This window comes from Shimazuella sp. NTD248 (assembly GCF_059510395.1).
Map to the genome: position 1 here is coordinate 184,576 of NZ_JCAJZT010000003.1, position 24,847 is coordinate 209,422.

The following is a 24,847-nucleotide window of genomic DNA, read 5'->3' on the forward strand; positions in this document are numbered from 1 at the left end:
TCTTGTGACGTTTTATGTGGTTTATAGGGTGATTTTAAACGTTTTTTCTCTCTTTTCTTGTTCTTGTCTCCATTTGATTTCATACCGATCCCTCATGTTCTATATTTTCATAAGAAGTTACATAAATTTTGCTCCAGATGAAGAAATTTCATGCATCGAATGATTATCGAATATATTCATGAAAACAAAAAAAGCCTGCTCCTTGTAAGGAAACAGGCTTTGCATCTAATTTAATTCCATCATATATTTTCGTCCAGAGTAAAGTACTAATAATCCAACCAATACAGCAAATGCTCCAAAATAAAATGGAATATGCGGATTAAACCATTCGGATAATTTTCCCGCTAACCAAGGTGCTATTGCCCCTCCAACAAATCGAACAAAACTATATGCAGAAGAAGCGACAGATCTTTCAACAGGAGAGACTTCCATCACAGCCGTTGTGATCAGCGTATTGTTTATTCCGAGTAATCCACCTGACAGAACAATACATATAATAAGTACTGGAACATATTTTATTGATAACCCCATGACTAAAAGAAGTATCGAAAATAGCAATAAGACCATGTACATAACTTTTTTCGTACCAAAACGTTCTTGAAGTTTTGGAGCAATCACTACAGACGATATCGCTAAGAAAACACCCCAAAAGAAAAAGACAAACCCAATTCCGTGTGCATCTAGACCAAGAACGAAAGGTGAGAAAGCGAGTAGAGTAAAGAAACCAAAATTATAAAACAACGCTGTAAGTCCGATCGATAATAATCCTCCATGTCCCAATGCACGGATAGGATCGAGAATAGAGCTTTTCTTTGTAGGCTTTGGTACTTTGTCCAATAAAATAAACACTGCCACAAAACCGATAACCATCAAAGCTGATACACCTATAAATGGACCTCTCCAACTAATACCTCCTAAAAGTCCTCCTAGTAATGGTCCTACTGACATACCTAAACCGAGTGCTGCCTCATATAAAATAATGGCACTTTCAGTCCCACCAGCTGCCACACTGACAATTACTGCTAATGCAGTAGAGATAAACAAAGCATTACCAAACCCCCATCCAGCACGGTAACCGACAATTTGTCCAACCGTCTCCGACAGACCACCAAGTAGAGAAAATAAAACAATTACAAAAAGCCCCACAAGTAGAGTAGCCTTTGGCCCAATACGACTGGACAGCCAACCAGTAATAAGCATCATCACACCAGTAACTAGCATGTAGCTAGTAAATAATAAGGATACTTGACTTGGAGTAGCATGAAGCTGCTTCCCAATTGCTGGTAAAATGGGATCCACCAAACCTAGACCCATAAAAGCAACCATACAAGCAAAAGCTACTGCCCATGCTGGTTTTGGTTGCTTAAAAATAGATTTGAGTGAATGTGGTGGCTCTTCCACCACTACCACTGTTTTTTCTGCTGCTTCCATATGACAAAAACCCTTTCTGTATACAAATATTTCGGTTTGCTAAATTAATTATAACATACATTTTTGTAGTTTATTATTACTTCATCACGTCTTTTTATTGGAAACAATTTTCCCAAAGAAAAAAGCAAACAACAAATTCATTGTCTTGATACCACAAAAAAAGAGCCCTGATAGGACTCTTTGGTTTTCCGATCCGCCCCTTGAACTTCAGTCCAAGGGGCGGGAGTCACCTTACCATGATCACTTCATTGTGTGATCCGTAGGGTGACACATGAGACACTTTCCACATCCTCTAACGCTACACACCCTGGCACTGTTGTTACAGCCAGAGCACCTGCCGAATTCGGCGAGCGTAGTGATCCCTGGGTTCTGCAAGACAACTCCTATTGGAGTCGGAGAACCTGCACTGAGTAGAACCGGTATACCGGCCCCCTGTGACAGAGGTAGTGGAGTGTACAAGGTTGCGCCTTTCCTCGCATGGAAAGCGATTTGCTCTCCATCTTCTATTATATTCAGAAATTTCATTTTACAGAAGACCTTATACAATTTATTGTAAAAATAAAGAATACGCTATGAAATAGACTTATTGGGGTAATACCAGCGAACATAGTCTGTGACCGGTTACGGTCATGATTGTTTTGTTTTCTTAGATTTCTTGCACCAGAACCCAATTAAGTAAATCAAAGGAATCAGTTTGATAAATAATAAAAATCCTTGAAAATAAACAGAGATAACAAAAGCATGAAAAAACATAGCTTTATTCGAAAAAATAATGGCAAAAATGCTACTGAATATAGCCAAGATAAATAGAAGATATTTGCTTCCTCTTTCTTGTATGTGAAAAGCATTTGCCAAGAGTTTTGTGGCAATATAAAGTAATAGGCATAATTTAATGAATATGGTAAATAACAAAACCGTCATGGGAAATTGATCGATATTTCTCAAAAAATCTCCTGTAGTAAGAAGGCGAAGCCATTCTATAAATGAAAATTGTAGACGTTTCCCCAAATGAATTCCAAACGATAGAAAAGTAAACAACCATATCATAGCAATAACAAAAAAACCTGAGGAAACGGCTATCATTAAAGCTATGATCGGCGATTTTTTGGTTTTAAACTCCGGTGCCAAAAATAAAAACAGAATCACGTCTCCTGTCCAACTCAACAAAAATAAGGAAGAGTGGTCGATCTTATTCCAATCAAAATGGAGGACCATTCTAAGCATTGAATAGTCAAGTTCAGGTATTTTCAAAATGAACACGATACTAACAATATTAGTTACACCAATAATAAGGAAAAGAATATCGAGTACGTAAATGACTGATTTTAACCCAGGAGATACAATAATTGCTACACAAACCATCAATGCGATCTCGAAAATGTAGTTGGGGATAGTCGGGAAATAGATTGAAGTAAAAAAGTCAATGCCCTGTTGCATTAGGACTGCGCTAAATGTAAGACAATATAGAACTACCATCAAAATAAAAAATCCATGTAACTGCCTACCGAGTAGATTCTTCCCGTAATCGATCCACTCTTGATTAGGATGTAGTTTCGCCAAACAAAATACAACATAGGATAAAAAAATACTTCCAATAAATGCAAAAAAGATAGAAATCCAACCTTCATATCCAGCCATTCGAAACAAGTCCGGCAGGATAAATAATGTAGAAGAATGGATATACGTAAAAAATAGTCTACCTAATTGTCCTGAAGAGAATTTTATTTTCATGGGATCTCCGTATATTTTGCTAATAATATTTATTTTTCCCCAAAAAGGTATACACCTTACTTAACAAAAGAAACTTCCCCACATTAATCTATTAGATCTGTTCAAAAAGCACTCTCTCCGTTTGAAGACAAATGAGAAATCCAAAGTTGGAAAAAAGGTAGGATACAATCAAGAAATCCATTCTGGTTGGTGTATATTTCTTTTTTTCATACCGTACTTATGTACCACAGATGATGAAAATAGATAGAAATCCTTTCCTACTGGGGTTCTGGTGATGTTTGGCATGAAAGTCGCTTAAATAATTGCTTCACAATCATATGAGCCCTATTGTTCTATCAATAGTATCCTTTTTACCATCGCAGTGTTGACAGGTACAATGATCCCGAAACAGTACGTATTCTCTTACATTACTGAATCCTAGTTTCTCCCCATGCTGGTATTCTTAATCTGGAATAGTAGGATTTTTAATCTTTTGAATATCAAATGTGCTATTTCTACCGTAATATTGAAAAAACTCCCTTCGTTTTGCTGCTAGAAAGATTTTCTCATGGTGGTTTGATTTTCAGAGGTGGGGAGAGTTTGGTGCTTACGTATATTGTGACCTCTATATCCATAAGCTACCCATTAAATAATATTGTAAGGAGCTGTGTTATTTTGAAATGGTCATTTAAAAACAATCATCCATCCATTATGAATGATGGATCAGAAAAACCAAATGATCATCCTCCAAATACCCCTTTACTTGAGTATATACGCATAAAATTAAACTTTTGTTCTGACATTAATTACCATAAAATTCAAATACCAGATGAATTACATTGTACACTTGTTTATTTTGATACGATTATTGATGGGAAAGTCTTGAAAGAGTCTATCTTGACGCCTCTTGTGAATCAAATACAGACCAATCAAGACATGTACTCACTAATTACCCAAATTAGTAATGGATCTATTTTTCCTCTTCAGTTAGAAATTATGGATGATCCAGATAAAGTAATCGCTGCTATTTTAGAAGGTAATGTAGCCCTATTCTTTGAAAAACGCGATTTTGTTTTTCTCTTTCCAATAAAAGATTATAAAAAAAGGGCTATTACTGAGTCAAAAACTGAGTTGGTAGTAGAAGGGCCACAGGACGCCTTGATCGAAGATTTAGATTCCAATCTATCATTGCTTCGGTCTCGACTGAAGCATCCTAATTTTAAAGTGAAAAATCATATTATAGGCGAATTTACCAAAACATCCATTTGTATTCTCTACATAGAAGGATTATGTCAACAGGATCTCTTAGAACAAGTAGAAAATAAATTAAATCAGATTCAAATTCAAGGTGTATTAGGAGTAGCTTACTTAGCCGAGTTTTTAAAAAACACTTCTCATTCTCCTTTCCCAGAGATTCAATATTCCGAACGTCCTGACACCATTGTAGCTGCATTGCTGGAAGGAAGAATTTCTATGCTTGTAGATGGTGTTCCCATTTCGATGATTGCTCCAGTTACTTTTGCCTCTTTACTGCAAGCTGCTGAGGATTATCATCAACACTATATTATAGCCACATGGGTTAGATGGGTACGTTTCCTGTTTGTCATTGTTTCGTTTTTGATGCCTTCTGTTTATGTAGCCATTGTTACATTTCACCCTGAGATGATACCTCCAGATCTGCTTATTACAATTGCATCTGCGAGAGAAGCGATTCCATTCCCTACATTATTGGAAACATTGATCATGGAAATTACTTTTGAGGGTTTACGTGAAGCTGGCAGTCGTGTCCCGAAACCAATTGGTCAAACAATATCAATTCTTGGAGCAATCGTAATTGGCCAAACCGCTGTGCAATCCGGAATCGTTTCTTCTTCAGTCGTAATCATTATTTCCATCACGGGGGTTGCATCTTACATTATTCCTCATTATGAATTAGGCTTAGTCTTTCGCTTGCTCCGTTTTCCCATTTTACTTTTAGGCGGATTCTTGGGGTTATTTGGAATCGTACTTGGTATACTTCTACTCTTAGGTCATTTAGTTAACCTTAGCTCTTTTGAGATTCCCTATATGAAACCTTTTGGTCCCTTTGATTGGCAAGGGATGAAAGATGCAGTGATACGATCTTCATGGAAGAAAATGAGACAAGGAAATCAATTTTATACAGATAATAAACAGAGGCAGCGACCATAAAATGAAAGTAAGAAAAATAATGACTATTGTAATAGTTTTAGTTTTTTTTGCATTTTTTTTGTCAGGTTGTGGATGGGGTCAAGAACTCAATAATCGTACATTCGTCACAGGAATTTTTGTCGATCAATCAGAATCACCTAACCAAGTGGAAATCACCATAAGTTCGCTTCTACCGAATAGACTAGCTTCCACAATTCAATCAACAAGCAATCAGGGAAAATCCTATTCATCTGTTACTAAATCGGCTAAAACTATCCCAGAAGCAATCGATAAAATTCAAATAGACCTTAGCAGATCCCTTACTTGGGGTCATACGAAAGTTATTGTGATTGGAAAAAAATATGCAGAAAACAATGGTGTATCTCCTTTGTTTGATTGGGTTGCCCGAGACCCTTCCTTTTTTATCAAAACTCCTATTTTTGTGGCCTCAGGAAAAGCTAAGGATGTGATCAGTATGGCCCCTGTGTATGAAAACACCCCTTCAGAAGTACTTAGTAATGTAGCGAGACTGAATATGACTTTCACATCGACGATAAGAGATTTTCTAATCGGTACTATTCAAAACCAAGGGGCCACTACTACTTATCTCTCTTTGAGTAAAACACCTTTAGTAAGTGAAGAAAAACAGTTAAGTAAATGGACAGGAATACAAGGGGGCGCCCTGTTTTCTTCTAACAAAATGGTGGGAACAATCAATGAAACACAGGTGAAACTGCTTGCATGGGTTAGCAATAGGCTTAGAGAGAAAATTACGGCACCCGTTTTAGTGGTTTCGGTAGGGGGAGAGAACAAGTTTATTAATATTGGATTAAGAAAATTTAAAAGTTCAGTTCGTCCAATTTTGAAAAAAAATCGAATTCATTACCACTTCAACTTGGCTGCCGAGGCTGAAATTGTATCAGGAGATATTGATTTGCAGGATTTAAAAGAACCAGATTTCTCAAGAATAGAAAACCAAATCAAAAAAAAATTATCGAATGAGCTATTTAAAGCTTTAAAGAAAAGTCAAAGACTTCAGGCCGATGTACTCCAATTAGGAAATCGCTTGGAAATATACAATCCAAAAAAATGGGAAGAACTAGAGTCTAGATGGAAAAATATTTACCAAAATCACGTAGATTTTGCTATAGATATAAAAATACATCTGCAACGGATCGGGGCAATGTCTGCTCCACTTACTTCTAACGAAGAGTAAGCGTCCATAGCCCTCACCGAATACACAGGTGTGGGCTTGGATCTGATCCCCGTCTTCAGTTGTTACTGTCCATAAATGAATCAAATGATTCATGCAATTGATACTCGGTATACTCAGTTTGGAATAGGCAGATGCAAAAAACCTTTCTTCAAATGAATGAATAATGGAACGAAGAAAACAGATCATCATCCTCCTACAAAAGGAAAAAAAACAAAAGAACACATATTTCTAAAAATTAAAATAAATGGAATCTACTTTGCGGGTAATGACACGTTCGCTGGTATTACCCCTTATTAACATTTGAATTTTTTGCTTTTGATACATAAAAAAGCAAGGGATTTATTTCCCTCACTTTGCATTCAACTAAAATCCTTTATTCACTCTTTTGGGCTTTCTTTTTTTCTTTGAGTTCTGCTAGTCTCTGTTCAAATTCAGGCCGATATGGATTTAGTTCCGGCCGATCACTATTGAGCAACTTTTCTAGTTTTCGTATCATTTGTTCTTCATCTTTACCTTCATAGTCTAATAAGTCAAAGAACTTTTTATCGTCCATTCTATCAGCCATTGATAACACCTGTCCTTCCCTGTGAAATCTCATAATCCTCAAAACCTTAATAGCCATTTTATCATAATGAGCAACCTTTTTTGTTCCATCAAACACATTTTAAAACGAATTTTATCTTTCTTATTCTTTATATGATTTCTCTTTTTCTTATGCCCGATCACTTTTGTAGAATATTTCATATTTTATAATGGGAGTATTTTGTTTCCCATTACTCATAATTCATCTGTAAATTGAATAAATTGCCTTAGGAGGTGAATGACAATGCCATTGCTCTTATTACAACTTTCTCTAATTGTCATCTTTATTCATGCTGTTTATCATGCTGTTCTTGATGTTCAAAATGGGTTAAAAACATTTTCTGATTGGATTGAATTCCTGTATCAACTTGCTATTGCGGTTGCAGCTGTTTGGTTTTATTATGCATATACGTTTTGACAGTAAAAAAATGCAATTCTCCGAAAAGGAGAATTGCATTTTTTATTGATGTACAATAAAATATTTCAGAGTTCGCATACGAGCAACAAAAGCTGCACGATCCTCAAGATCAAGGTTAAAATATCTGCAAGAATCATCTAAATGCTGAATAAATCGATTAAAATGATCTTCGGTTACACCTAAGTTAGTATGGGCAGATTTTAAATTCGCACCATTATATGATCTTTTTGAACCTAGTATGTAAGACATAAACAATACTTGGTGTTTCCGTAGAACATTCATATCTACGCCTACAAAATAAGACGCGAGTTCCGAGTCACTCAATATTCGATTGTAACAATCATTCACTATCGCAGTTATCGTTTGAACCCCATACTTATCATATAGAGTAGATGCAAAATTGCTTAAGGGTTGCAATAAACTTCCCTCCAGAGACTTGAAATACAGTTAGAAATAAATATTTATGAAAACAATACAATTATACTACTGACCTACAAAAAAAGAAACGGATAAAGCGGTATCCGTTTCTTTTTTAGCTCTTACAGATCATTAAAATCTAAAGAACTCGCTTTTGTATAATTGGTCACTTTTTGTTCAAAGAAATCTGTTTTGGTTGCATTTAAGTTAGAGAAACTCTCTACCCAGCGCATCGGATGTGCAGTGATTTCTGGATATAAGATTGGAAGACCTAACCGACCTAATCTTTCGTTAGACAGGAATTTAATATATTTCTCAATTGTCTCATTGTTTAAACCAGCTATTTGATTTGCTGTAATATATTGACCCCATTTAATCTCGTGTTCCACTGCTGTTCGAGTCATTTCCCTTAGTTCTTCTTTAAAGTTGTCATCAAATAAATCTGGATTTTCATTTTGCAACTCTTTAATCATGTTTTGAAAAAGAACAACATGGGTTAGCTCATCCCTTTGGATATATTTGATGATTGTTGCAGTTGCAGTCATTCTACCCTGACGTGCTAGTGCATAGAAGAAGGAAAATCCACTATAAAAATACAAAGACTCTAAAAGGAAGTTAGCCATACAGGTACGAATAAATTGTTTATCATCTTTCTGGTGAACGAATTGCTCGTACAAATCGGCAATAAATCGGTTACGTTCTAATAAGTGTTCATCATTGCGCCACTCATCGTAAATATTTTCACGGGTTTCAGGAGAACAGACACTATCCAAAATATAACTGTATGATTGGGCATGTATCTCCTCTTGAAAAGCTTGAATATTCAATAAAGACGAAACTTCTGGTGCAGTTACATACTCATTGATGTTCGGCAAGTTTTCTCCTTGAATGGAATCCAAAAAATTAAGAAATGAAATCGTCTTATCAAAAGCGTGTCTTTCTGCTCCTGTTAATTGTTGAAATTCTTTAGCATCACTTGCTAAAGGGATTTCTTCTGGAATCCAAAAGTTGTTTAGCATGGTACGATATAACTTATGTGCCCAATCATATTTGATGCGATTCCATTCCCTAAGATTCGTTGTATTACCATTGATCAAGCGCTGTGTGCCACGTTGGCCTGATTCATTAAATATTTTTTTTCGATTTAGTTTTTCCATTTTTATGCTCCCTCTCTTATGACGAACAACTTACACATTCTTCAATTTCAACAGATTGGTTTCGAACATAGTAGACTGTTTTTAATCCTGCTTCCCATGCAGTGATATACAACTCTAAAAATTCTTTTGCATTAGTTTCTGGAGTGATATATAGGTTAAATGATTGAGATTGGTCAATATGCTTTTGTCTCTTTCCAGCTGCTTGTATGCTGTACCACTGATTGATTTTATGTGCTTCTTTGTAATACCAAGTGGTGCTTGGAGATAGATTCGGTGCTGTCTGGGGAATAGAAGCACCACGTTTTTCTTCTACAAAATACTTAGCATATACCGGATCAATCCCAGCGGTCGAACCTGCGATAAGTGAAGTGGAGCCAGTAGGTGCCACTGCAAAAACCCAAGCATTTCGCATGCCATTTTCTTTAATTTCATTTTCTAATTCTTGCCAACGTTTACTTGTATAGTTACGACGTTCAAAGTACTCTCCTGTTTCCCACTCACTACCCTCGAATACAGGATAACTTCCTTTTTCTTTTGCTATCTCCATAGAAGAACGAATGGCTTGATATGCCAGCTCTTCAAATAATTTGTCCGCTTCTTCTAGATGTTCTTCCGATTCCCATACGATCTGATGTTGAGCAAGATATTGATGGTATCCACTTGTTCCAAGTCCAACAGCCCGATATTTTTTATTAGTACGTTCTGCTTGTTTAACAGGATACATATTCAAATCAATGACATTATCCAACATCCTCATTTGAACAGGAACTACTCGGGCAATATCTTCATATGTACGAACCTTACCCAAGTTTATGGAGGAAAGATTACATACTACAAAATCTCCAGGTTTCTGCTTTGTAATAATTACTCCATCTTCTAACTCTTCACTTACTAATTCAGTAGGTGCCATGTTTTGGCAAATTTCTGTACATAAATTAGATGAATAGATCATACCTTGATGCTTATTTGGATTTGCTTTATTAACCGTATCACGGAAAAAGAGAAAAGGGGTTCCTGTTTCAAAGGCACTAACCATCACACGCTTCATGATATCAATTGCAGGAATTTCAATCTTTTCAATCCCTGGATGCTCCACACATGCCAAATAACGATCTTCCCACTCTTTCCCGAAATAATCTTCTATGGAAAAGCCCATTACTTCCCGAACTTCATGTGGGTCTAATAAGTACCAATTCTCTCTTGCCCTCACCTTTTCCATAAATAAATCTGGAATACAGACACCTGGAAAGATATCATGTGCTTTTAAACGGTCATCTCCATTGTTCGTTTTTAAATTTAGAAAATCAAAAATATCCGCATGCCAAACATCTAAATAAATGGCAAATGCACCACGTCGAACACCTAATTGATCTACTGCTACCGCAGTATTGTTGTAGTTTCGAATCCATGGCACCACTCCACCTGATGCACCTTTGTGTCCACGAATTTTAGAACCTTTGGAACGCACTTTACCGAGATAAATTCCAACTCCACCACCGTACTTGGATACTTGGGCAGTAGATGAGTTTGTTTGGTAGATGGACCATAGAGAATCGTCCACTGTATCAATAAAACAAGAAGATAGTTGATGTAGAGGCTTTCCAGCATTAGCTAATGTTGGAGTTGCTACTGTTAGCTCTAAATTGGAAAGAACTTCATAAAATGCTTTTGCCCAGCGCACCCGATCTGCTTCTTTCAAAGCCAAATGCATGGCAATGACCATAAATCTCTCTTGTGGTAACTCCATTACTTGACTGCCAAATGTCCGAACCAAGTACCGATCAGCTAACACCTTAATACCAATATAGTTAAATAATTTATCTTTCTCTGGGGAAATCGAGCGCCCTAATTCTTCGATCTCTGCTTTTGTATAAGTATCCAATAAATAAGTGCCATATAACCCACTATTTGTTAAGGTATGTAACAAAGAATAAAAATCGCCATAAGAGCTTGTTTCCATATAATTTCGGTTTGCTGCAGCCTGTTTGTACAATTGATAATGAAAAAGACGAGCTGCTACAAACTGCCAATCTGGTTCATCTACACTTGTTTTTTCCACTGCTACTTGTGTCAAAACAGCAAGCATCTCATCATTTGATTTTTTATTCAATAATTGGAGTCTCGCTTCCTCGATTAACTCCTCCATCGACAAATGAGGAAAATCTGCACATGCTGCCCGAACTTGCTCTTCATATGTAACTTGGTCTCTAGCCTCAATCATCTCGTTCACGTCCGATCTATATATAGTTGCTATTAGAGTATAACTCATACCATATCTTGTGGAAAGACGAAAATTGAACGAGAAAAATCTCTTTTTGTGTGCAAAATCAGATTTACCGTTTAATATGTAACTCAATCTCTTTTGTTCATCTTTTTTTAATAGTTGACGAAAACACAGAACATAAGTTTCTACATATATAAAAGAAAGCCTACTTCTCACACAAGAGAGTAGGCTTTCTTTTTCACTTAAAGGGATTTGCTCCAGTCATGAACCGCACTACCTTCTAAAAACCTTTCGCAATCTAAAGCTGCCATACACCCTGTTCCAGCAGCGGTAATTGCTTGGCGGTAGACATGATCTTGCACATCACCACATGCAAATACCCCTGGAATATTGGTTTCAGTGGTACCAGCTTTCACGTCTATATATCCCAATTCATCTAATTTGATTTGTCCATCCAAAAACTCCGTGTTAGGCTTATGTCCGATAGCTACAAAAATACCTTCGGTCTCTATTAGCTCTTCTTGGCCAGTTTCATTGTTTTTTACTTTTAGTCCTGTTACCCCGTTTTTGTTACGAACAACTTCAAGAGGAGTTTTATTTATGCCCCAAGTTATTTTCTCATTTGCCCGAGCACGATCTTGCATAATTTTGGATGCACGCAATTCTTCCCGGCGATGGACAATATGAACTTCTGATGCAAAACGAGTTAAGAAGTTCGCTTCTTCCATTGCCGAATCACCGCCACCTACGACAATAATCTTTTTCCCTCGGAAGAAAAATCCATCACAAGTTGCACAAGTACTTACACCAAGCCCAATGTTTTCACGCTCTCCTGGAATACCAAGCAATTTCGCTGTTGCGCCAGTAGAGAGAATCAAGGACTCTGTTTGGATTTTTTCTTCACCTAGAAATAAGGTAAAAGGCCTCTCCGATAATTCTACTTTTTTGACCCAGCCTCGACGAAAAGTTGCTCCAAAGCGTTCTGCTTGTTTTCTCATATTTTCCATAAGTTCTGGACCCATAATACCTTCTGGGAAACCAGGAAAATTTTCTACCTCTGTAGTGGTTGTAAGTTGGCCACCTGGCTCAGGGCCTTCAATTACCAATGGTTCTAGATTAGCACGTGCTAGATAAATTGCTGCTGTAAGTCCTGCTGGTCCGGTACCCAAAACGATTGCTTTATACATAAGATGATTATCCTCCTAGACGAAAAATAAAAAATTTCCACTCCACATTTATACCCTATTTTATAGGTAGTAAACCAGCCCTACTTTTTAAGTAATTTCCACAATTCCTCCAGTAATCTGTTTCGAAGCCTGTAAGATTATCGACTAATTGAACAAGAGCATCATCCAAAGTTCGGATAAAATCTTTTCCTATTAACACTTCATGACCTAACAAAGGGATAAGTCGAGAAGAAAAACGATAAAATAATATTGCATAATATCCAACTAGGAGTTTTCAAAATGCCTACACTTGAAGTAAACAATACCAATTTATATTACGAAGTAATTGGAAATGGAGTACCGATTATTTTCATTCATCCTCCTTTGTTATCCAGTTCTAATTTTTACTATCAGCAGCTAGAACTAGGGGAACAGTTCAAAATTATCACCTTTGATATTCGTGGACATGGCAAAAGTTCTTCTGGTAGTAAAAATCTTACATACCCCCTAATTATCGAAGATATGGTGGGATTATTGGATACTTTGCAAATCGAACAAGCATATATAGCAGGTTATTCTACAGGTGGTTCTATCGCACTGGAAGCAATGCATACACATAGTAACCGGTTTTGTGGTGGAATCTTGATCAGTGCAATGGTAAAGCCATCAGGCTTTTATCTAAAAAGCATTATTCAATTGGCTGCAATTCTTTCTAATAAGGCAACCCTTTCAATATTAGCTAAAGCCATATGCAATAGTAATTCTGACTGTATATCTACCTATCAAAGGTTATATTATGAAGCGATAAAAGGAAATCCTAATCGAATACAAGAATACTACCACTATAGCCTTTCCTTTGATTACAGTGGAAAACTTTCAAATATTGAACAGCCTTCTCTTCTTTTATACGGTGGAAAAGATAAAAATTTTCAAGCAGACAAGCAATCGCTCCAAGAAAAACTGTCAGATCATACACTCGAAATGATAGAAAATGTTACCCATCAACTTCCTACAAAAGCAGCGAAAACAGTGAATGCATCTATTGCTAATTTTATCCACCATCATGCATAATAAAGGAACAGATATAGGAGGTAAAAGATGAGTAAAGCAAAAATCACCGTTCGTGACAATGGATCTTTGTTAATACAAGGAGATTTTGAATTAGTAGATGCGCAAGGGAATGAATTTGAAACGAAACCAGCTATTTCCCTTTGTCGATGCGGTTTGTCTGACAATAAACCATTTTGCGATGGTAGTCACAAAGGAAATTTCGAAAGCGTTGTCAGGGCAAAATAGTACATACAAAAAAACACCTTTATGAAAAGGTGTTTTTTTCATCCTTTGCGCATTAACAAAGTGGTTGGTAAAGTCGCAAATCCTAACTTCTCATAAAAAGCTACTTTGTCCTCTTTACAATACAGTTCTACCCGCTCAATATGAGAAGTTTCATCTATAATATTATTCATTAATTTCTTTCCTACTCCAGAGCCTCGCAAATCTTCATCCACTATCACATCAAAAATGATAGCACGGTAGACATGATCGGTCAGCACTCTTGCAAATGCTGCTAATTTATCCACTTGCTTATCCCAATATGCAAATAGCAAATCACTAGAAGCAAGCATCTTTTTTATATCTGCTAGAGTCCGCTCGCTTGTCCACCATTGACGAGTATATAGTTCATGTAACTGTGGAATTTGTTCTTCTTCCAATTGACGAAGTAATTGATAACCGGACATGTCTAACCTCCTCTGCACATAATCATATTTAGTGTAGACGATATCCACATGATTCGAACAGATCACAAAATCTGCCATCTTATCATTCATAAAAGGAGGAATGGTATGAAACATATAAAAGTTTCTCTTATTGGTACTTTTGTTTTTGTAAATCTTGTTTTAATCCTTTTCTTATGGGAAAGAAATGCAGTCCACATAGAAAGTGATGTACCTTCGATAGCAGAAGTAAATACACCTACAACTAGAAGTGAAATCCTATCCGAGAAGGTGAAGACTACAAAACAAGGAGATTACATTGTTGAGGATTACGAAGCAATCGAAGTTTGGTATGACCAAAAAGGAAAAGAAATAAAACGAAGTCCGACTGGGGATCACACTTATTTGCGTTATTGGAATTCCAAAAAAGGAAAAGTCATCGTAGATGATCAAGGAGAATAAGAAACCAGACCAATTTATATTGATTGGTCTGGTTTCATTATATGTATCCAAGCAAAACGTCTCAATCCACTTGAAAATAAAAAATCCAACGAATTACAAATAAGGAAATGTTGTAAATTAATAATTTATTTTGATATTTGGTTCTGAATTCATTATAATGAATATGGTATTTGTAATCACCCTTTGACAGCATGGGTGACGGACTCTCTCGGAGACAATCATGACTGATCGGAACGTCGACTTCTCCAGCCTGAACCTCCAGCAGATGCAGGAGTCGATCGAGAACGTGCAGAAGGCCGTCCAGAAGGAACTGGAAAACATCCGCGCAGCAGATTCGAAGGCAAACTTCCTGGGTACCGTAGGCGGTACCGTCGCTATCGCTGTTGCGACTCTGGTCGGCAGCTCTCCCGACAGCCTTTCGAACCTGATGAAGGGATTGCTGCTTGCATCTGCCTTGATCATGATGGTGGCTGTTGTAGCCACCCAGATCGCGGTTGACCCGCGAACGAAGGGGATGTCCAACAAGATCTCCAAGGAAGACCTCAGCAAGCAGATGCTCGCGAAGAACACGACTTCGCACCTCGAAAACAAGTACGACAACCTGCTGAATGAGTGCCTCTACCTCACGACGCATGTCTTCCCGACCAAGAACAAGTGGATCAGGATCAGCATCCGGATCGGCTGGATCGGAATGTCCGTTCTGGCAGTAGCCATCGTGATTTGGTGGACCGCCCTCGTGTGAGCCACCTCCCCCGATGCTGTCAGAGGGCCGCCGCGTATCGATCTCATCGGTATGCGGCGCCTGCTTTTTATTAGGAACTCGCTCGCTGTCCCTCATCAGATGGCTTCTTTTTTGCTGCTTCTAAGCTAGCTTTTAATGCTTCCATCAGATCCACCACTTTTTCATCCCGTACTTCTTTGACTTCTACTATCTCCTCCCCTTGGATTTTCTTCTCAATAACTTCTTCTAATGCAAGGCGATATTCATCTTGGTACTTACTCGGATCGAACTCAGTAGTCAATTGTTCAATTAACTGATTCGCCATCAAAACTTCTTTTTCATTGAGCTGTAAATCTTGTGGAACATCAGGGACTAACCCAACATCACGGACTTCATCTGGATAAAAAATAGTTTCCATGACCAAACAATCCCCATAGACCCGAACAACAGCTAATGTTTGTTTGGAGCGGATCGTTATTTGGGCAATAGCTATCTTCTGTGAATCTTGTAATGCTTTTCTCAGCAGAGCATACGCTTTACTTTTTGCATCTTGCGCACCTAGGTAATATGTTTTTTGATAATAAATCGGATCTATTTCTTTGAGGTCGACAAAATCTAATATTTCTATCGTTTTCCCTTGATCAGGTAATAATTTTTCTAACTCCTCTTTTTCCATTACCACAAATCGATCTTCTTGGTATTCATAGCCTTTGACCACTTCAGACCAAGGGACTTCTTTTTTACATTTTGGACAAGTGCGCTCCATTTTGATAGGAGTTTGACATTCTTTATGCAGCGATCGAAATCGCACAGGCTTCTCTTCCGTAGCAGCGTACATTTTCACAGGAATATTGACAAGACCAAAACTGATAGAACCTTTCCACATCGTATGCATTTTTGATCATTCCTTATGTTATATTGAGCTGTTCCCAGCATGCTAATGTTTGCTCTGGCCTGCCCTCTAGCAAATGACAAACCCCTTCGTAAAATAATGGTTCTTGCCACTTTGCTGCCCTTTGTCTCGCCAACTGAAAATGCTCCATCGCTTGAGGAATTTGGCCAATTTCTAGCATCGATCTTCCTTGATGATAATATCCCATCGCCTGAACCATCGGTTTCTCCTGATCAATTAACGATTGTGCCATCTCCTGCACTTCTTCATGCCTACCTGATTTAGTGGAAATACGCATTTTCATCGCTTGCCAAATGGGTTCTGTTTTCACTTCATCCGGTAACATCTCGTAAGCTTTTTCAGCTCGCTCTGTATTACCTTCGGCAAGTTTGATCCACATAAAAGTAAAGAGTAAATCAGGATCATTCGGATATAGAGTTAAACCTTTTTTTACCCATAACTCCGCTTCTGTCTTCTTTTTCATGGTCCAATAATTCCAACTCAATCCGTGATATGCTGCACGTTTATGCTCTGAATGAGCCAATAATTTTCGATACCAGATGATAGCTTGATCAGCTTGATCCATTTCTTCATAATCATGAGCTAAAGATAACATTACTAAAGGATGGTTCGTTTTCTCTAAAGAGGCTAATCTCCAATAAGTCACGCTCTTCCATTCTCCATAATGGCGATAACAACTAGATAAATAATACATCGATTCCCAATCATGCTCATTTAACGCTAAACAATGATAAAAAGCAGGGATTGCATCCGAATATAGTTTCAAACGAAAATATGCAGCACCTAAATTAAACCATGCATCGACATTTTCTTTATCCTGTTCAATTGCTTGTTGAAAGGAGCGGATCGCAGCCGTTTCATTCCCTTGTTTTACACGAATACATCCGATCATATGATGAGAAAATGCCGAGAAAGCTGCCTGCGTAGCTGTAGCTGAAACCAATTGAAAATGCTGTAATGCCATTTCCCATTCTTTTCGATGAAATTGACTTAATCCTAAATATACACGACCTAGCAGAAAATCAGGTTCTTCCTCTACCACTTCTGAAAAAAAGCCTTCTGCTTCTTGAAACATCGTTAAACCATAATAGCCTTGCCCCTGTCGGAATTGCCGAACAACAGACTCATCTAACCAAAATTCCTCTTCTAACTCTATCTCTTCTTCACCAGATAATTCAGGATGTTCAGCTGTAATCGCTGCCATTTTATCTTCTATTTTTGCCCATGTTTCCAATAACAAATGAGAAGCCTGTTTTAACTCAGAAAAACGTTTCCGCCATTTACATTTGTCGTCAGAAGAAGAATGAGGATATTTTTTCTTTATTTCGTCAATCTGATCTTCCATTTCTTGAAGCCAACTTTCATAAATCATTACTTACCCTCCCGTACAAACTACTGATTATAAGAAAGTATCTCCTTTATGAAGAAATGTATGCTGCTTGTTTGTTGTAGGGAGTATGAATGTTATGTATACTTACGGAAAGTAGACACATAGAACGAGGGAATATGATGGCAAAAGCAGATAACATGCTAGCAATTCTGTGGTTATTGATTTCCAGACATCGAATGACTGCATCTGAGCTCGCTGAACGCCTAGAAACAAGTGTACGTACTATTTATCGTTATATTGATTCTTTATGTGCTAGCGGAGTCCCCATCATTGCAGAATCTGGGCATGAAGGTGGGTATCGATTATTTAACAAGTTTATAGAAACTCCTTTGTTTTTTGATACAGACGAGCGAAAAGCCCTATATTACGCTTCCCTATTCGCCAAACAAGCTGGCTATCCGTATGAAGGCTCACTAGAAAACGCACTTCAAAAAATTAAATATCAAATGAGCGAAGACCAACAAAAAGAATTATCTAATTATACTCGTGGATTTGATGTCGTAACTTCAGCTATCATGAAGATAGATGATCAATTATTGCGTACGATAGAAGAAGCAATTGCGTCTTCCAACAAGCTAACACTCCATTATCAAAAGACAGGATCTAATTCTCTTGAAAATAGACAAATAGACCCTTATGGTATCATCCATTGGAACCGAAAATGGTATTTGGTTGGTTATTGTCACTTACGTGGCGAAAATAGAACCTTTCGATTAGATAGGATAGCAAACTTAGAAATAGAACCATCCACTTTTAACCGTCCAGCAAACTTTGTGGCAGCGGATTTTTTTTTAAGTTGGCTTGCCCCTAAACAAAATCAAGGAAATTTTGTACCATTGACAATTCATGGAAAAAAAGAAGCCATTGCGTACCTGCGCCATCATTGGCAACTGCAATATTATTTCGTCCATCAAACTGAAACAGAAATTCAATTTTTAGTAGAACGAGAAAGTTTGGAAACGTATATTCCTGATTTTTTATTCACCTATGGAACTTCTATAAAAGTAATAGAACCTGTTTCTTTAAAAAAATCATTAGTCGTACTCGCTCAAAAATTAACCAAACACTATCAACAGGATTAGGAGTAATGACATGGATAAACTTCAGCTAGAAACTTGGACCGAAGAGTGTCTTTCCCTGCTCTATCTCCAAAACACACCTAAAATGACAAAACACTTGGGAGGACCAGAAACAGAAGATCAGGTTATCTCTCGACATAATCGGTATTTGAATATGGATGATACTGGAACCTTCTATCGCATCATTTTCGAAAAAGAAACAATTGGTTCAGTTGGCTACTGGGAACATTCATGGAAGGGTCAGATGATTTATGAAATAGGTTGGGCCATACTTCCCGATTTTCAAGGAAAAGGTTTAGCAACACTTACAGTAGTCAAGGCTATCGAAAAAGCAAAACAAGAGAATAAACATAGCTTTATTCACGCTTTTCCCTCCATAAACAATCCAGCATCGAATGCTATATGTCGTAAACTACATTTCACACTTGTAGAGCAATGCGAATTTGAATATCCGATTGGCCAATTTATGCAGGCAAACAATTGGCAACTCCAAATATTGGGTAAATAATTATTGTTATTAGCCTCTTTGCAGAGGCTATACTTCTTATTATCTACGTAAAAACCCACCCTCTGAATGAATAACCTGTCCTGTTATCCAGCCAGCTTCTTCACTTGCTAGAAACGCTATTAGACGTGCTGCATCTTCTGGCTGTCCCAGCCTGCCCATAGGAAATTTTGTAGTGAGTTCCCCCTTTATTTCATCTGTCATCCAACCCGTATCTGTAGGACCAGGGTTGACTGCATTAACCGTAATACCAAGATGAGCTAACTCTGCCGATAAAGTTAAAGTAAAAGCCGTGATAGCACCTTTAGAAGCTACATAAGCCAATTCATTTAACATCGGTCCTTGTGCTTGTCCGGAGGTAAGGTTAATGATTCTGCCCTCCCTGATAGTTGATTTTTCTAATTGTTTCGCAAACTGAACACTAAGTAAACAAACCGCACGAATATTTACTTCATAATGCCGATCTAATGTATCTGCATTTAGCTTTTGATAACCATCTAAACTTGAGTAAGCAGCATTATTAACTAATATAGTAGGTGTTCCTAAGTGAAGGATGACTTGATCCATAATAGTATCAGCTGCCTGTTTATCTCCCAGATTGATTTCGAATGATTTACATCGAACACCTTTGTTTCTAATCTCATCAGTGAACATATTGGGCCAATTTTCATCTGCTTGCCAATAGGTAAAAAAGATATCAACACCATTTTCAGCGAGCCTTCGACAAATAGATGCCCCAATTCCTTTAAAATGACTGACACCTGTAACAATAGCTATATCCATTCCACGCCTCCATGCATAAATTAGTCGTCTAAATCAAACTTGTCTTATATTTAGTTCTATATTACAAAAAGTAAACAGAATAAAAATATAATCACTAAAAATGAAAATAAAAAACAGAGAGTACCATGTACCCTCCGTTAACATTACTTTGCAAAATGCTCTTTATACCATTTTGCAGCAGCAAGTACTTCTGATTGAGTTAACTGGTGTCCAAATGTCTCCCAATGAACACTGACAGAAGCTTTAGCTTCTAGTAATAATTTTTCTAATTCCTCTGTCTCTTGTGGAGCACAGATGGGATCATTCATTCCTGCACCAATGAAAATGTTGGTACCTGATAAATCAGGCAGCTTGAGTCCTCGAAGGGGAACCATAGGATGGTGTAAAATTGCTGCTTTTAAAGCGTTTTGATATTGAAAAAGTATACTAGCAGCGATATTTGCCCCATTAGAGTATCCTAAAGCAACCACATTGCTTCGATCAAAAGAGTATTGCTCTGCTGAAGTGTCAATAAACTCCTTTAGTTCTTTTGTTCGAAACTTCAAGTCTTCTTCATCGAATATTCCTTCAGCTATTCGTTTAAAAAAACGAGGCATACCATTTTCGAGCACATTACCTCGCACACTTAGTACGGAAGAAGTTGGCGAGATGATCTCAGCGAGAGGAAGCAAGTCCCTCTCTGTTCCCCCTGTACCATGTAAAAAGAGAAGTACAGGAGCCTGCTTATTTGAGCCTTCACGATAAATATGTTTCACTGAACATCCTCCTCTACTGTTCTAACTTCAATATCTGGCAAGTTGCTTTCGATTTCATGACGATATTTTTCAAACCAAGCTGGAAGCATCAATTTTTCACCCAAGTGTTCTGTCGTTTCATCGTTTGCAAATCCAGGAGGATCTGTTGCGATCTCAAACAAAATTTCTCCATGCTCACGGAAATAAATCGCATGAAAGTATTGTCTATCAATGATTTTCGTTGGATGATATCCACTATTTTCTACATGTGTTCTCCATAATGTGTGCTCTTCATCCGTTTGAGCTCTCCAAGCAATGTGGTGAACAGTACCAGCACCACCTATCCCAGCATAGGTCACTGATCGATCAATATCGATAATATTGCCAATATCTCCTGTAGCTTGATAACGGACGAATGAGCCTTCTTCGCCAATTCGTTCTAATCCCAGTACACTTTCCAAAGTTTCAGCTGTTTTTTCGGGAGCTTTGCTATAGAGAACGGCTCCTCCAAACCCTTTAATTGCTTTATCTGTTGTTACATTCCCAAATGACCAGTTGCTATTTTCACCACTTTCACGTTCTACTATCTCAAGGAGCAACCCTTCTTTATCTTGAAATTGAAGATATTTTTCTTGAAATCGCTCTACTTCCGTCACTTTTACGTTAAAACTCTCCAATCGCTGTTTCCAAAAATCCAAAGAATTTGGAGGAACTACATAAGTTGTAATACCAACCTGTCCCCCGCCAATCTGTCCTTTTCGTGACCCAGCCCATGGAAAGAAGGTAATAATTGTTCCAGGCTTGCCGTTTTCACTACCGAAATACAAATGATATACCTCAGGAGCATCAAAATTAATAGTTTTCTTCACTAATCTTAATCCCAAAACCCCCGAATAAAAATCTACTGTTCCTTGTGCGTCTTGTACGAATGCGGTGATATGGTGAATTCCTGCTGTTGGTTGTCTCATGTTAAACACTTCTCTCTTTTTATTTTTAGGATATCCAAAAGAAATCTCAAATATTTCATGTTTGAAAATCTTAAATTAAAGATATTAGACAATAAAAATATCCTAGTACTAATAATGCTCCTGTGCATATAAACCTAACTTTTTTAATAACTGACTTACAGTCTTTTGTTCTTCCTCTGTGAGTCCTTTTACTGCATTTTTAATCACTTCTGTATGATGAGGGAAAACTTCTTCGATAAATTTTGTTCCGTTATCAGTGATTTCTGCATAAATAAGACGACGGTCACTAGATGAAGACTTTCGACAAACTAAATTTTTCTTTTCTAACTTATCGACTACATAGGTGATATTTCCACTGCTCATTAACACTTTCGTACCAATTCTTTGCAAGGGTTGTGGACCTCTATGATACAATAATTCCAAAACTCCAAATTCAGTGCGGTTTAATCCTAACCTTTTAATATCCCGGTCAGCATGAGCATTTACCCACTGTTGAGCACGAGATAAAGCAATGTATAGGTTTAATGCGTTGTTATTGGTTGTATCCATCAGAGTCACTCCCTTTCCTTACGACTTTGTTTATTTATCTTAAATTTAAGATATAACAATTGAGATTAATTGTCAAGCACTAAATTTCACTAAAATAAAAAGTTTCATCGTTGATATAGTATAACATAAACAAATAACACAATATATGTAATAACTGCGCTGACCATTTACACTAACATTTAACGATCTCAGATTGCCTCTGGTTGTGTAAATATCTCAAGAATTCCACAAAAAATACAATCAAGATTTCATTCAAAATGGAAACCTTGATTGTATTTAGCTCAGCAACTGGTTCCTGCAATTTCTTGGCCTAGAATTTGTTCAATTTGATTATTCTCATTAAGAATTGCAACTTTTGGATGGTGTTTTCTCGCTTCTTCTTCACTCAACATAGCATAACCGATAATAATGACATTATCTCCAGGGTGAACGAGTCTAGCAGCTGCACCATTGAGACAAATAACGCCACTGCCTCTTTTCCCTTTAATCACATAAGTTTCAAATCGAGAACCATTATTGTTATTTACAATTTGAACTTTTTCATTAGGCAGCAAGTCCACTGCATCCATTAAGTCTTCATCTATGGTCACACTGCCTACATAGTGAAGATTAGCTTCTGTTACGGTGGCTCGATGCAATTTGGATTTCATCATCGTTCGAAACATGACTTTCCCCTTCTGCTGAGAATAAAATATTGTCAATGAGTCTAGTTTTGCCAAAATAAATGGAAAGGGCTATTATAATTTGTTTGTCATACAAACTAGTTGGTATTTGTAAATTCGGATGTTCCAATGTCTCTATGTATTGTAGTTTTGCTAATGATTTCGTAGATATTCTACCTCTTACATATTGATTTATTTCATCTGGTGTATTCCATTTTCTTGATATTAATCCATCACGAACTTCAATTAGTGTTTGAGAAAGAATAGAAGCTTGCTCTCTCTCCTCTTCAGACAAATAAACGTTTCGCGAGCTTAATGCCAAACCATCTTCTTCTCTCACTGTCTCGCAAGGTACAACTGTTACCTGAAATGACAAATCTTTGACCATTTGTGTAATAATCGCCAGTTGTTGTGCATCTTTTTGACCAAAATAAGCACGATCTGGGTTTATTTGATTAAACAATTTAGCTACAACAGTTGTCACTCCATCAAAATGGCTCTCACGATATTTACCACACAATACATTGGAAATTTTATCCGAAACTTTTGTCGTGATCAGCGGTTCACTTGGATACATCTCTTTGACATTAGGATGATACAAAACATTTACACCAGCTTGACGAGCTAACTCAAAATCGCGCTCTAAATCTCTTGGATATCTATCTAAATCTTCGTTTGGACCGAATTGCAGCGGATTTACAAATATGGACATCACAATAAAGTCACATTCTTTTTTTGCTTTTTTAACTAAACTCAAATGCCCCTCATGCAGATATCCCATTGTTGGAACAAAGCCAATGATACTATTTCGGTGCATTCGTAAGGCATCATTTAATTCTTCTACTGTTTCAACTAGTTCCATCCACTCTTCCCCCGTATAAAGCTAATTTTACTTCTTCATTTAAATGGATAACGTGTTCTTCACTAGGAAATGTTTGGCCCTTTACTTCTTTTACATACTGATTCAACCCTGTTTGCATAGACTTACCCACAGAAGCAAACCGTTTTACAAATGACGGTGCCCAATCTCCTCCAATGCCTAAGAGATCATGTACCACTAACACTTGACCATCTGTATATCTCCCTGCCCCAATTCCGATAACTGGAATAGACAACATATGACTAATCTCTTCTGCAATTTCCTCAGGAACACACTCCAATACCAAAGCAAAAGCTCCTGCCGCTTCTACTGCTTTTGCATCTAATCTCAACTGTTTAATTGCAGGCTCTTCTCTTCCTTGTATGACATATCCACCTAGTTGATTTACCGATTGAGGAGTAAGCCCAAGATGTCCCATTACAGGTACACCTGCTTCCGTTAACACTTCAATCTTACCTATAACAGGCTGTCCTCCCTCCAGTTTCACACCATAAGCGAAACCTTCTTGCATCAGTTTACCAGCCGCTTTTAATACATCATCATTAGAAAGATGACCAGTAAGAAAAGGAAGATCTGTAATTACCATCGATTGTTTTGCTGCTCGTGTAACTGCTTTGGTATGATGCAACATATCTTCTAATGTTACTGGAATAGTAGAATCATAACCAAGCACTACCATTCCAAGAGAATCTCCAACTAAAAGTATCTCCGCCCCTGCTTCTTCCGCAATCTTTGCAGTTGGAAAATCATAAGCAGTTACCATAGCTATTTTTTCACCTTGTAACTTCTTCTTATCTAACGTTCTTCTTGTTACACCCATCCGAAAAACCCTCCTAAGGCAATATGCGAACCTATGGGAAATAAAAAAAGCTCTTCCCTTTAAGGCGAGAGCTGGCTGGTGCAAGTAGCCGATACATACGGAACCTGTGTAGTAAAAACAGATTAAACCAGTAATGCATGTTTTGTGTATCGCTCCATTATTGGATGCAATCACCT

At 37.4% G+C, this 24,847-nt stretch carries 26 protein-coding genes; 9 read left to right on the forward strand and 17 right to left on the reverse strand.

Annotated elements, in window-relative coordinates:
- Positions 1 to 225: 225 nt before the first annotated feature.
- Together AC5WOE_RS08160 and AC5WOE_RS08165 are read right to left on the reverse strand one after the other, a co-directional pair.
- Positions 226 to 1,431 (reverse strand): MFS transporter, encoded by a 1,206-nt coding sequence (locus AC5WOE_RS08160; RefSeq protein ID WP_496052332.1) that lies wholly within the window; start codon positions 1,429 to 1,431, stop codon positions 226 to 228.
- Positions 1,432 to 2,058: 627 nt separating this feature from the next.
- Positions 2,059 to 3,162 carry a GerAB/ArcD/ProY family transporter gene (locus AC5WOE_RS08165; RefSeq protein WP_496052333.1) on the reverse strand — a complete coding sequence of 368 codons (1,104 nt, stop codon included), beginning with the start codon at positions 3,160 to 3,162 and terminating at the stop codon, positions 2,059 to 2,061.
- 654 nt (positions 3,163 to 3,816) lie between these two features.
- Here AC5WOE_RS08165 and AC5WOE_RS08170 point away from each other — a divergent pair.
- Both AC5WOE_RS08170 and AC5WOE_RS08175 read left to right on the forward strand, forming a co-directional pair.
- Complete coding sequence (locus tag AC5WOE_RS08170) at positions 3,817 to 5,331, forward strand: spore germination protein (protein WP_496052334.1); 1,515 nt, start codon at positions 3,817 to 3,819, stop codon at positions 5,329 to 5,331.
- Position 5,332: 1 nt separating this feature from the next.
- A complete protein-coding gene (locus tag AC5WOE_RS08175) occupies positions 5,333 to 6,526 on the forward strand; it encodes a Ger(x)C family spore germination protein (RefSeq protein WP_496052335.1) in 1,194 nt (397 codons plus the stop codon).
- A gap of 373 nt (positions 6,527 to 6,899) precedes the next feature.
- Here AC5WOE_RS08175 and AC5WOE_RS08180 read toward each other — a convergent pair whose 3' ends face one another.
- Positions 6,900 to 7,091, reverse strand: a complete 192-nt coding sequence (locus AC5WOE_RS08180; RefSeq protein ID WP_496050510.1) for a hypothetical protein — start codon at positions 7,089 to 7,091, stop codon at positions 6,900 to 6,902.
- A 261-nt stretch (positions 7,092 to 7,352) separates the two neighbouring features.
- On the opposite strand from AC5WOE_RS08180, the gene AC5WOE_RS08185 reads away from it, so the two are divergent.
- Positions 7,353 to 7,526, forward strand: coding sequence for a hypothetical protein (locus AC5WOE_RS08185; RefSeq protein WP_496050511.1), 174 nt, complete (start codon positions 7,353 to 7,355; stop codon positions 7,524 to 7,526).
- A gap of 42 nt (positions 7,527 to 7,568) precedes the next feature.
- Here AC5WOE_RS08185 and AC5WOE_RS08190 read toward each other — a convergent pair whose 3' ends face one another.
- The 4 genes from AC5WOE_RS08190 to trxB all read right to left on the reverse strand — a co-directional run bounded on the left by AC5WOE_RS08190 (position 7,569) and on the right by trxB (position 12,511).
- Positions 7,569 to 7,943 (reverse strand): group I truncated hemoglobin, encoded by a 375-nt coding sequence (locus tag AC5WOE_RS08190; protein ID WP_496050512.1) that lies wholly within the window; start codon positions 7,941 to 7,943, stop codon positions 7,569 to 7,571.
- Positions 7,944 to 8,065: 122 nt separating this feature from the next.
- Complete coding sequence (locus tag AC5WOE_RS08195) at positions 8,066 to 9,100, reverse strand: ribonucleotide-diphosphate reductase subunit beta (RefSeq protein WP_496050513.1); 1,035 nt, start codon at positions 9,098 to 9,100, stop codon at positions 8,066 to 8,068.
- Between the two features lie 16 nt (positions 9,101 to 9,116).
- A complete protein-coding gene (locus AC5WOE_RS08200; RefSeq protein WP_496052336.1) occupies positions 9,117 to 11,321 on the reverse strand; it encodes a ribonucleoside-diphosphate reductase subunit alpha in 2,205 nt (734 codons plus the stop codon).
- Positions 11,322 to 11,566: 245 nt separating this feature from the next.
- Entirely contained in the window at positions 11,567 to 12,511 is a 945-nt protein-coding gene (gene trxB, locus AC5WOE_RS08205; RefSeq protein WP_496050515.1) for a thioredoxin-disulfide reductase, read from the reverse strand.
- Between the two features lie 279 nt (positions 12,512 to 12,790).
- Here trxB and AC5WOE_RS08210 point away from each other — a divergent pair, with 279 nt between their 5' ends.
- Positions 12,791 to 13,561, forward strand: a complete 771-nt coding sequence (locus AC5WOE_RS08210) for an alpha/beta fold hydrolase (protein ID WP_496052337.1) — start codon at positions 12,791 to 12,793, stop codon at positions 13,559 to 13,561.
- Between the two features lie 27 nt (positions 13,562 to 13,588).
- Entirely contained in the window at positions 13,589 to 13,786 is a 198-nt protein-coding gene (locus tag AC5WOE_RS08215) for a CDGSH iron-sulfur domain-containing protein (RefSeq protein WP_496050517.1), read from the forward strand.
- Positions 13,787 to 13,824: 38 nt separating this feature from the next.
- Here AC5WOE_RS08215 and AC5WOE_RS08220 read toward each other — a convergent pair whose 3' ends face one another.
- Complete coding sequence (locus AC5WOE_RS08220; RefSeq protein ID WP_496050518.1) at positions 13,825 to 14,229, reverse strand: GNAT family N-acetyltransferase; 405 nt, start codon at positions 14,227 to 14,229, stop codon at positions 13,825 to 13,827.
- Positions 14,230 to 14,334: 105 nt separating this feature from the next.
- Between AC5WOE_RS08220 and AC5WOE_RS08225 the strand changes: the two genes are divergently transcribed.
- Complete coding sequence (locus tag AC5WOE_RS08225; protein WP_496050519.1) at positions 14,335 to 14,667, forward strand: hypothetical protein; 333 nt, start codon at positions 14,335 to 14,337, stop codon at positions 14,665 to 14,667.
- 220 nt (positions 14,668 to 14,887) lie between these two features.
- A complete protein-coding gene (locus tag AC5WOE_RS08230) occupies positions 14,888 to 15,409 on the forward strand; it encodes a Pycsar system effector family protein (protein ID WP_496050520.1) in 522 nt (173 codons plus the stop codon).
- 70 nt (positions 15,410 to 15,479) lie between these two features.
- Here AC5WOE_RS08230 and ku read toward each other — a convergent pair whose 3' ends face one another.
- The gene (gene ku / locus AC5WOE_RS08235) at positions 15,480 to 16,283 is read right to left on the reverse strand and encodes a non-homologous end joining protein Ku (protein ID WP_496050521.1); all 804 of its coding nucleotides are present in this window, start codon (positions 16,281 to 16,283) and stop codon (positions 15,480 to 15,482) included.
- A 13-nt stretch (positions 16,284 to 16,296) separates the two neighbouring features.
- On the reverse strand, positions 16,297 to 17,673 hold the full coding sequence (locus tag AC5WOE_RS08240) for a tetratricopeptide repeat protein (protein ID WP_496050522.1): 1,377 nt from the start codon (positions 17,671 to 17,673) through the stop codon (positions 16,297 to 16,299).
- Between the two features lie 137 nt (positions 17,674 to 17,810).
- Here AC5WOE_RS08240 and AC5WOE_RS08245 point away from each other — a divergent pair, with 137 nt between their 5' ends.
- Together AC5WOE_RS08245 and AC5WOE_RS08250 are read left to right on the forward strand one after the other, a co-directional pair.
- The gene (locus AC5WOE_RS08245) at positions 17,811 to 18,773 is read left to right on the forward strand and encodes a helix-turn-helix transcriptional regulator (RefSeq protein WP_496050523.1); all 963 of its coding nucleotides are present in this window, start codon (positions 17,811 to 17,813) and stop codon (positions 18,771 to 18,773) included.
- A gap of 10 nt (positions 18,774 to 18,783) precedes the next feature.
- Positions 18,784 to 19,278, forward strand: a complete 495-nt coding sequence (locus AC5WOE_RS08250; protein WP_496050524.1) for a GNAT family N-acetyltransferase — start codon at positions 18,784 to 18,786, stop codon at positions 19,276 to 19,278.
- A 39-nt stretch (positions 19,279 to 19,317) separates the two neighbouring features.
- Here the strand turns inward: AC5WOE_RS08250 and AC5WOE_RS08255 are convergent, their stop codons facing one another.
- From AC5WOE_RS08255 to panB, 7 genes are all read right to left on the reverse strand, one after another.
- Positions 19,318 to 20,058 carry an SDR family oxidoreductase gene (locus AC5WOE_RS08255; protein ID WP_496050525.1) on the reverse strand — a complete coding sequence of 247 codons (741 nt, stop codon included), beginning with the start codon at positions 20,056 to 20,058 and terminating at the stop codon, positions 19,318 to 19,320.
- A gap of 143 nt (positions 20,059 to 20,201) precedes the next feature.
- Positions 20,202 to 20,813, reverse strand: a complete 612-nt coding sequence (locus AC5WOE_RS08260) for an alpha/beta hydrolase (protein ID WP_496050526.1) — start codon at positions 20,811 to 20,813, stop codon at positions 20,202 to 20,204.
- Positions 20,810 to 21,760, reverse strand: a complete 951-nt coding sequence (locus AC5WOE_RS08265; RefSeq protein WP_496050527.1) for a ring-cleaving dioxygenase — start codon at positions 21,758 to 21,760, stop codon at positions 20,810 to 20,812. The genes AC5WOE_RS08260 and AC5WOE_RS08265 overlap by 4 nt, the downstream gene beginning before the upstream one ends.
- A gap of 108 nt (positions 21,761 to 21,868) precedes the next feature.
- Positions 21,869 to 22,309, reverse strand: coding sequence for a MarR family winged helix-turn-helix transcriptional regulator (locus tag AC5WOE_RS08270; RefSeq protein WP_496052338.1), 441 nt, complete (start codon positions 22,307 to 22,309; stop codon positions 21,869 to 21,871).
- A gap of 281 nt (positions 22,310 to 22,590) precedes the next feature.
- Positions 22,591 to 22,974: an aspartate 1-decarboxylase gene (panD, locus tag AC5WOE_RS08275; RefSeq protein WP_496050529.1), complete on the reverse strand. Its 384-nt coding sequence runs from the start codon at positions 22,972 to 22,974 to the stop codon at positions 22,591 to 22,593.
- Positions 22,919 to 23,833 carry a pantoate--beta-alanine ligase gene (gene panC, locus AC5WOE_RS08280; RefSeq protein WP_496052339.1) on the reverse strand — a complete coding sequence of 305 codons (915 nt, stop codon included), beginning with the start codon at positions 23,831 to 23,833 and terminating at the stop codon, positions 22,919 to 22,921. Before panC ends, panD begins: the two co-directional genes overlap by 56 nt.
- Entirely contained in the window at positions 23,820 to 24,671 is an 852-nt protein-coding gene (gene panB / locus AC5WOE_RS08285) for a 3-methyl-2-oxobutanoate hydroxymethyltransferase (RefSeq protein WP_496050531.1), read from the reverse strand. The genes panC and panB overlap by 14 nt, the downstream gene beginning before the upstream one ends.
- Positions 24,672 to 24,847: the final 176 nt, after the last annotated feature.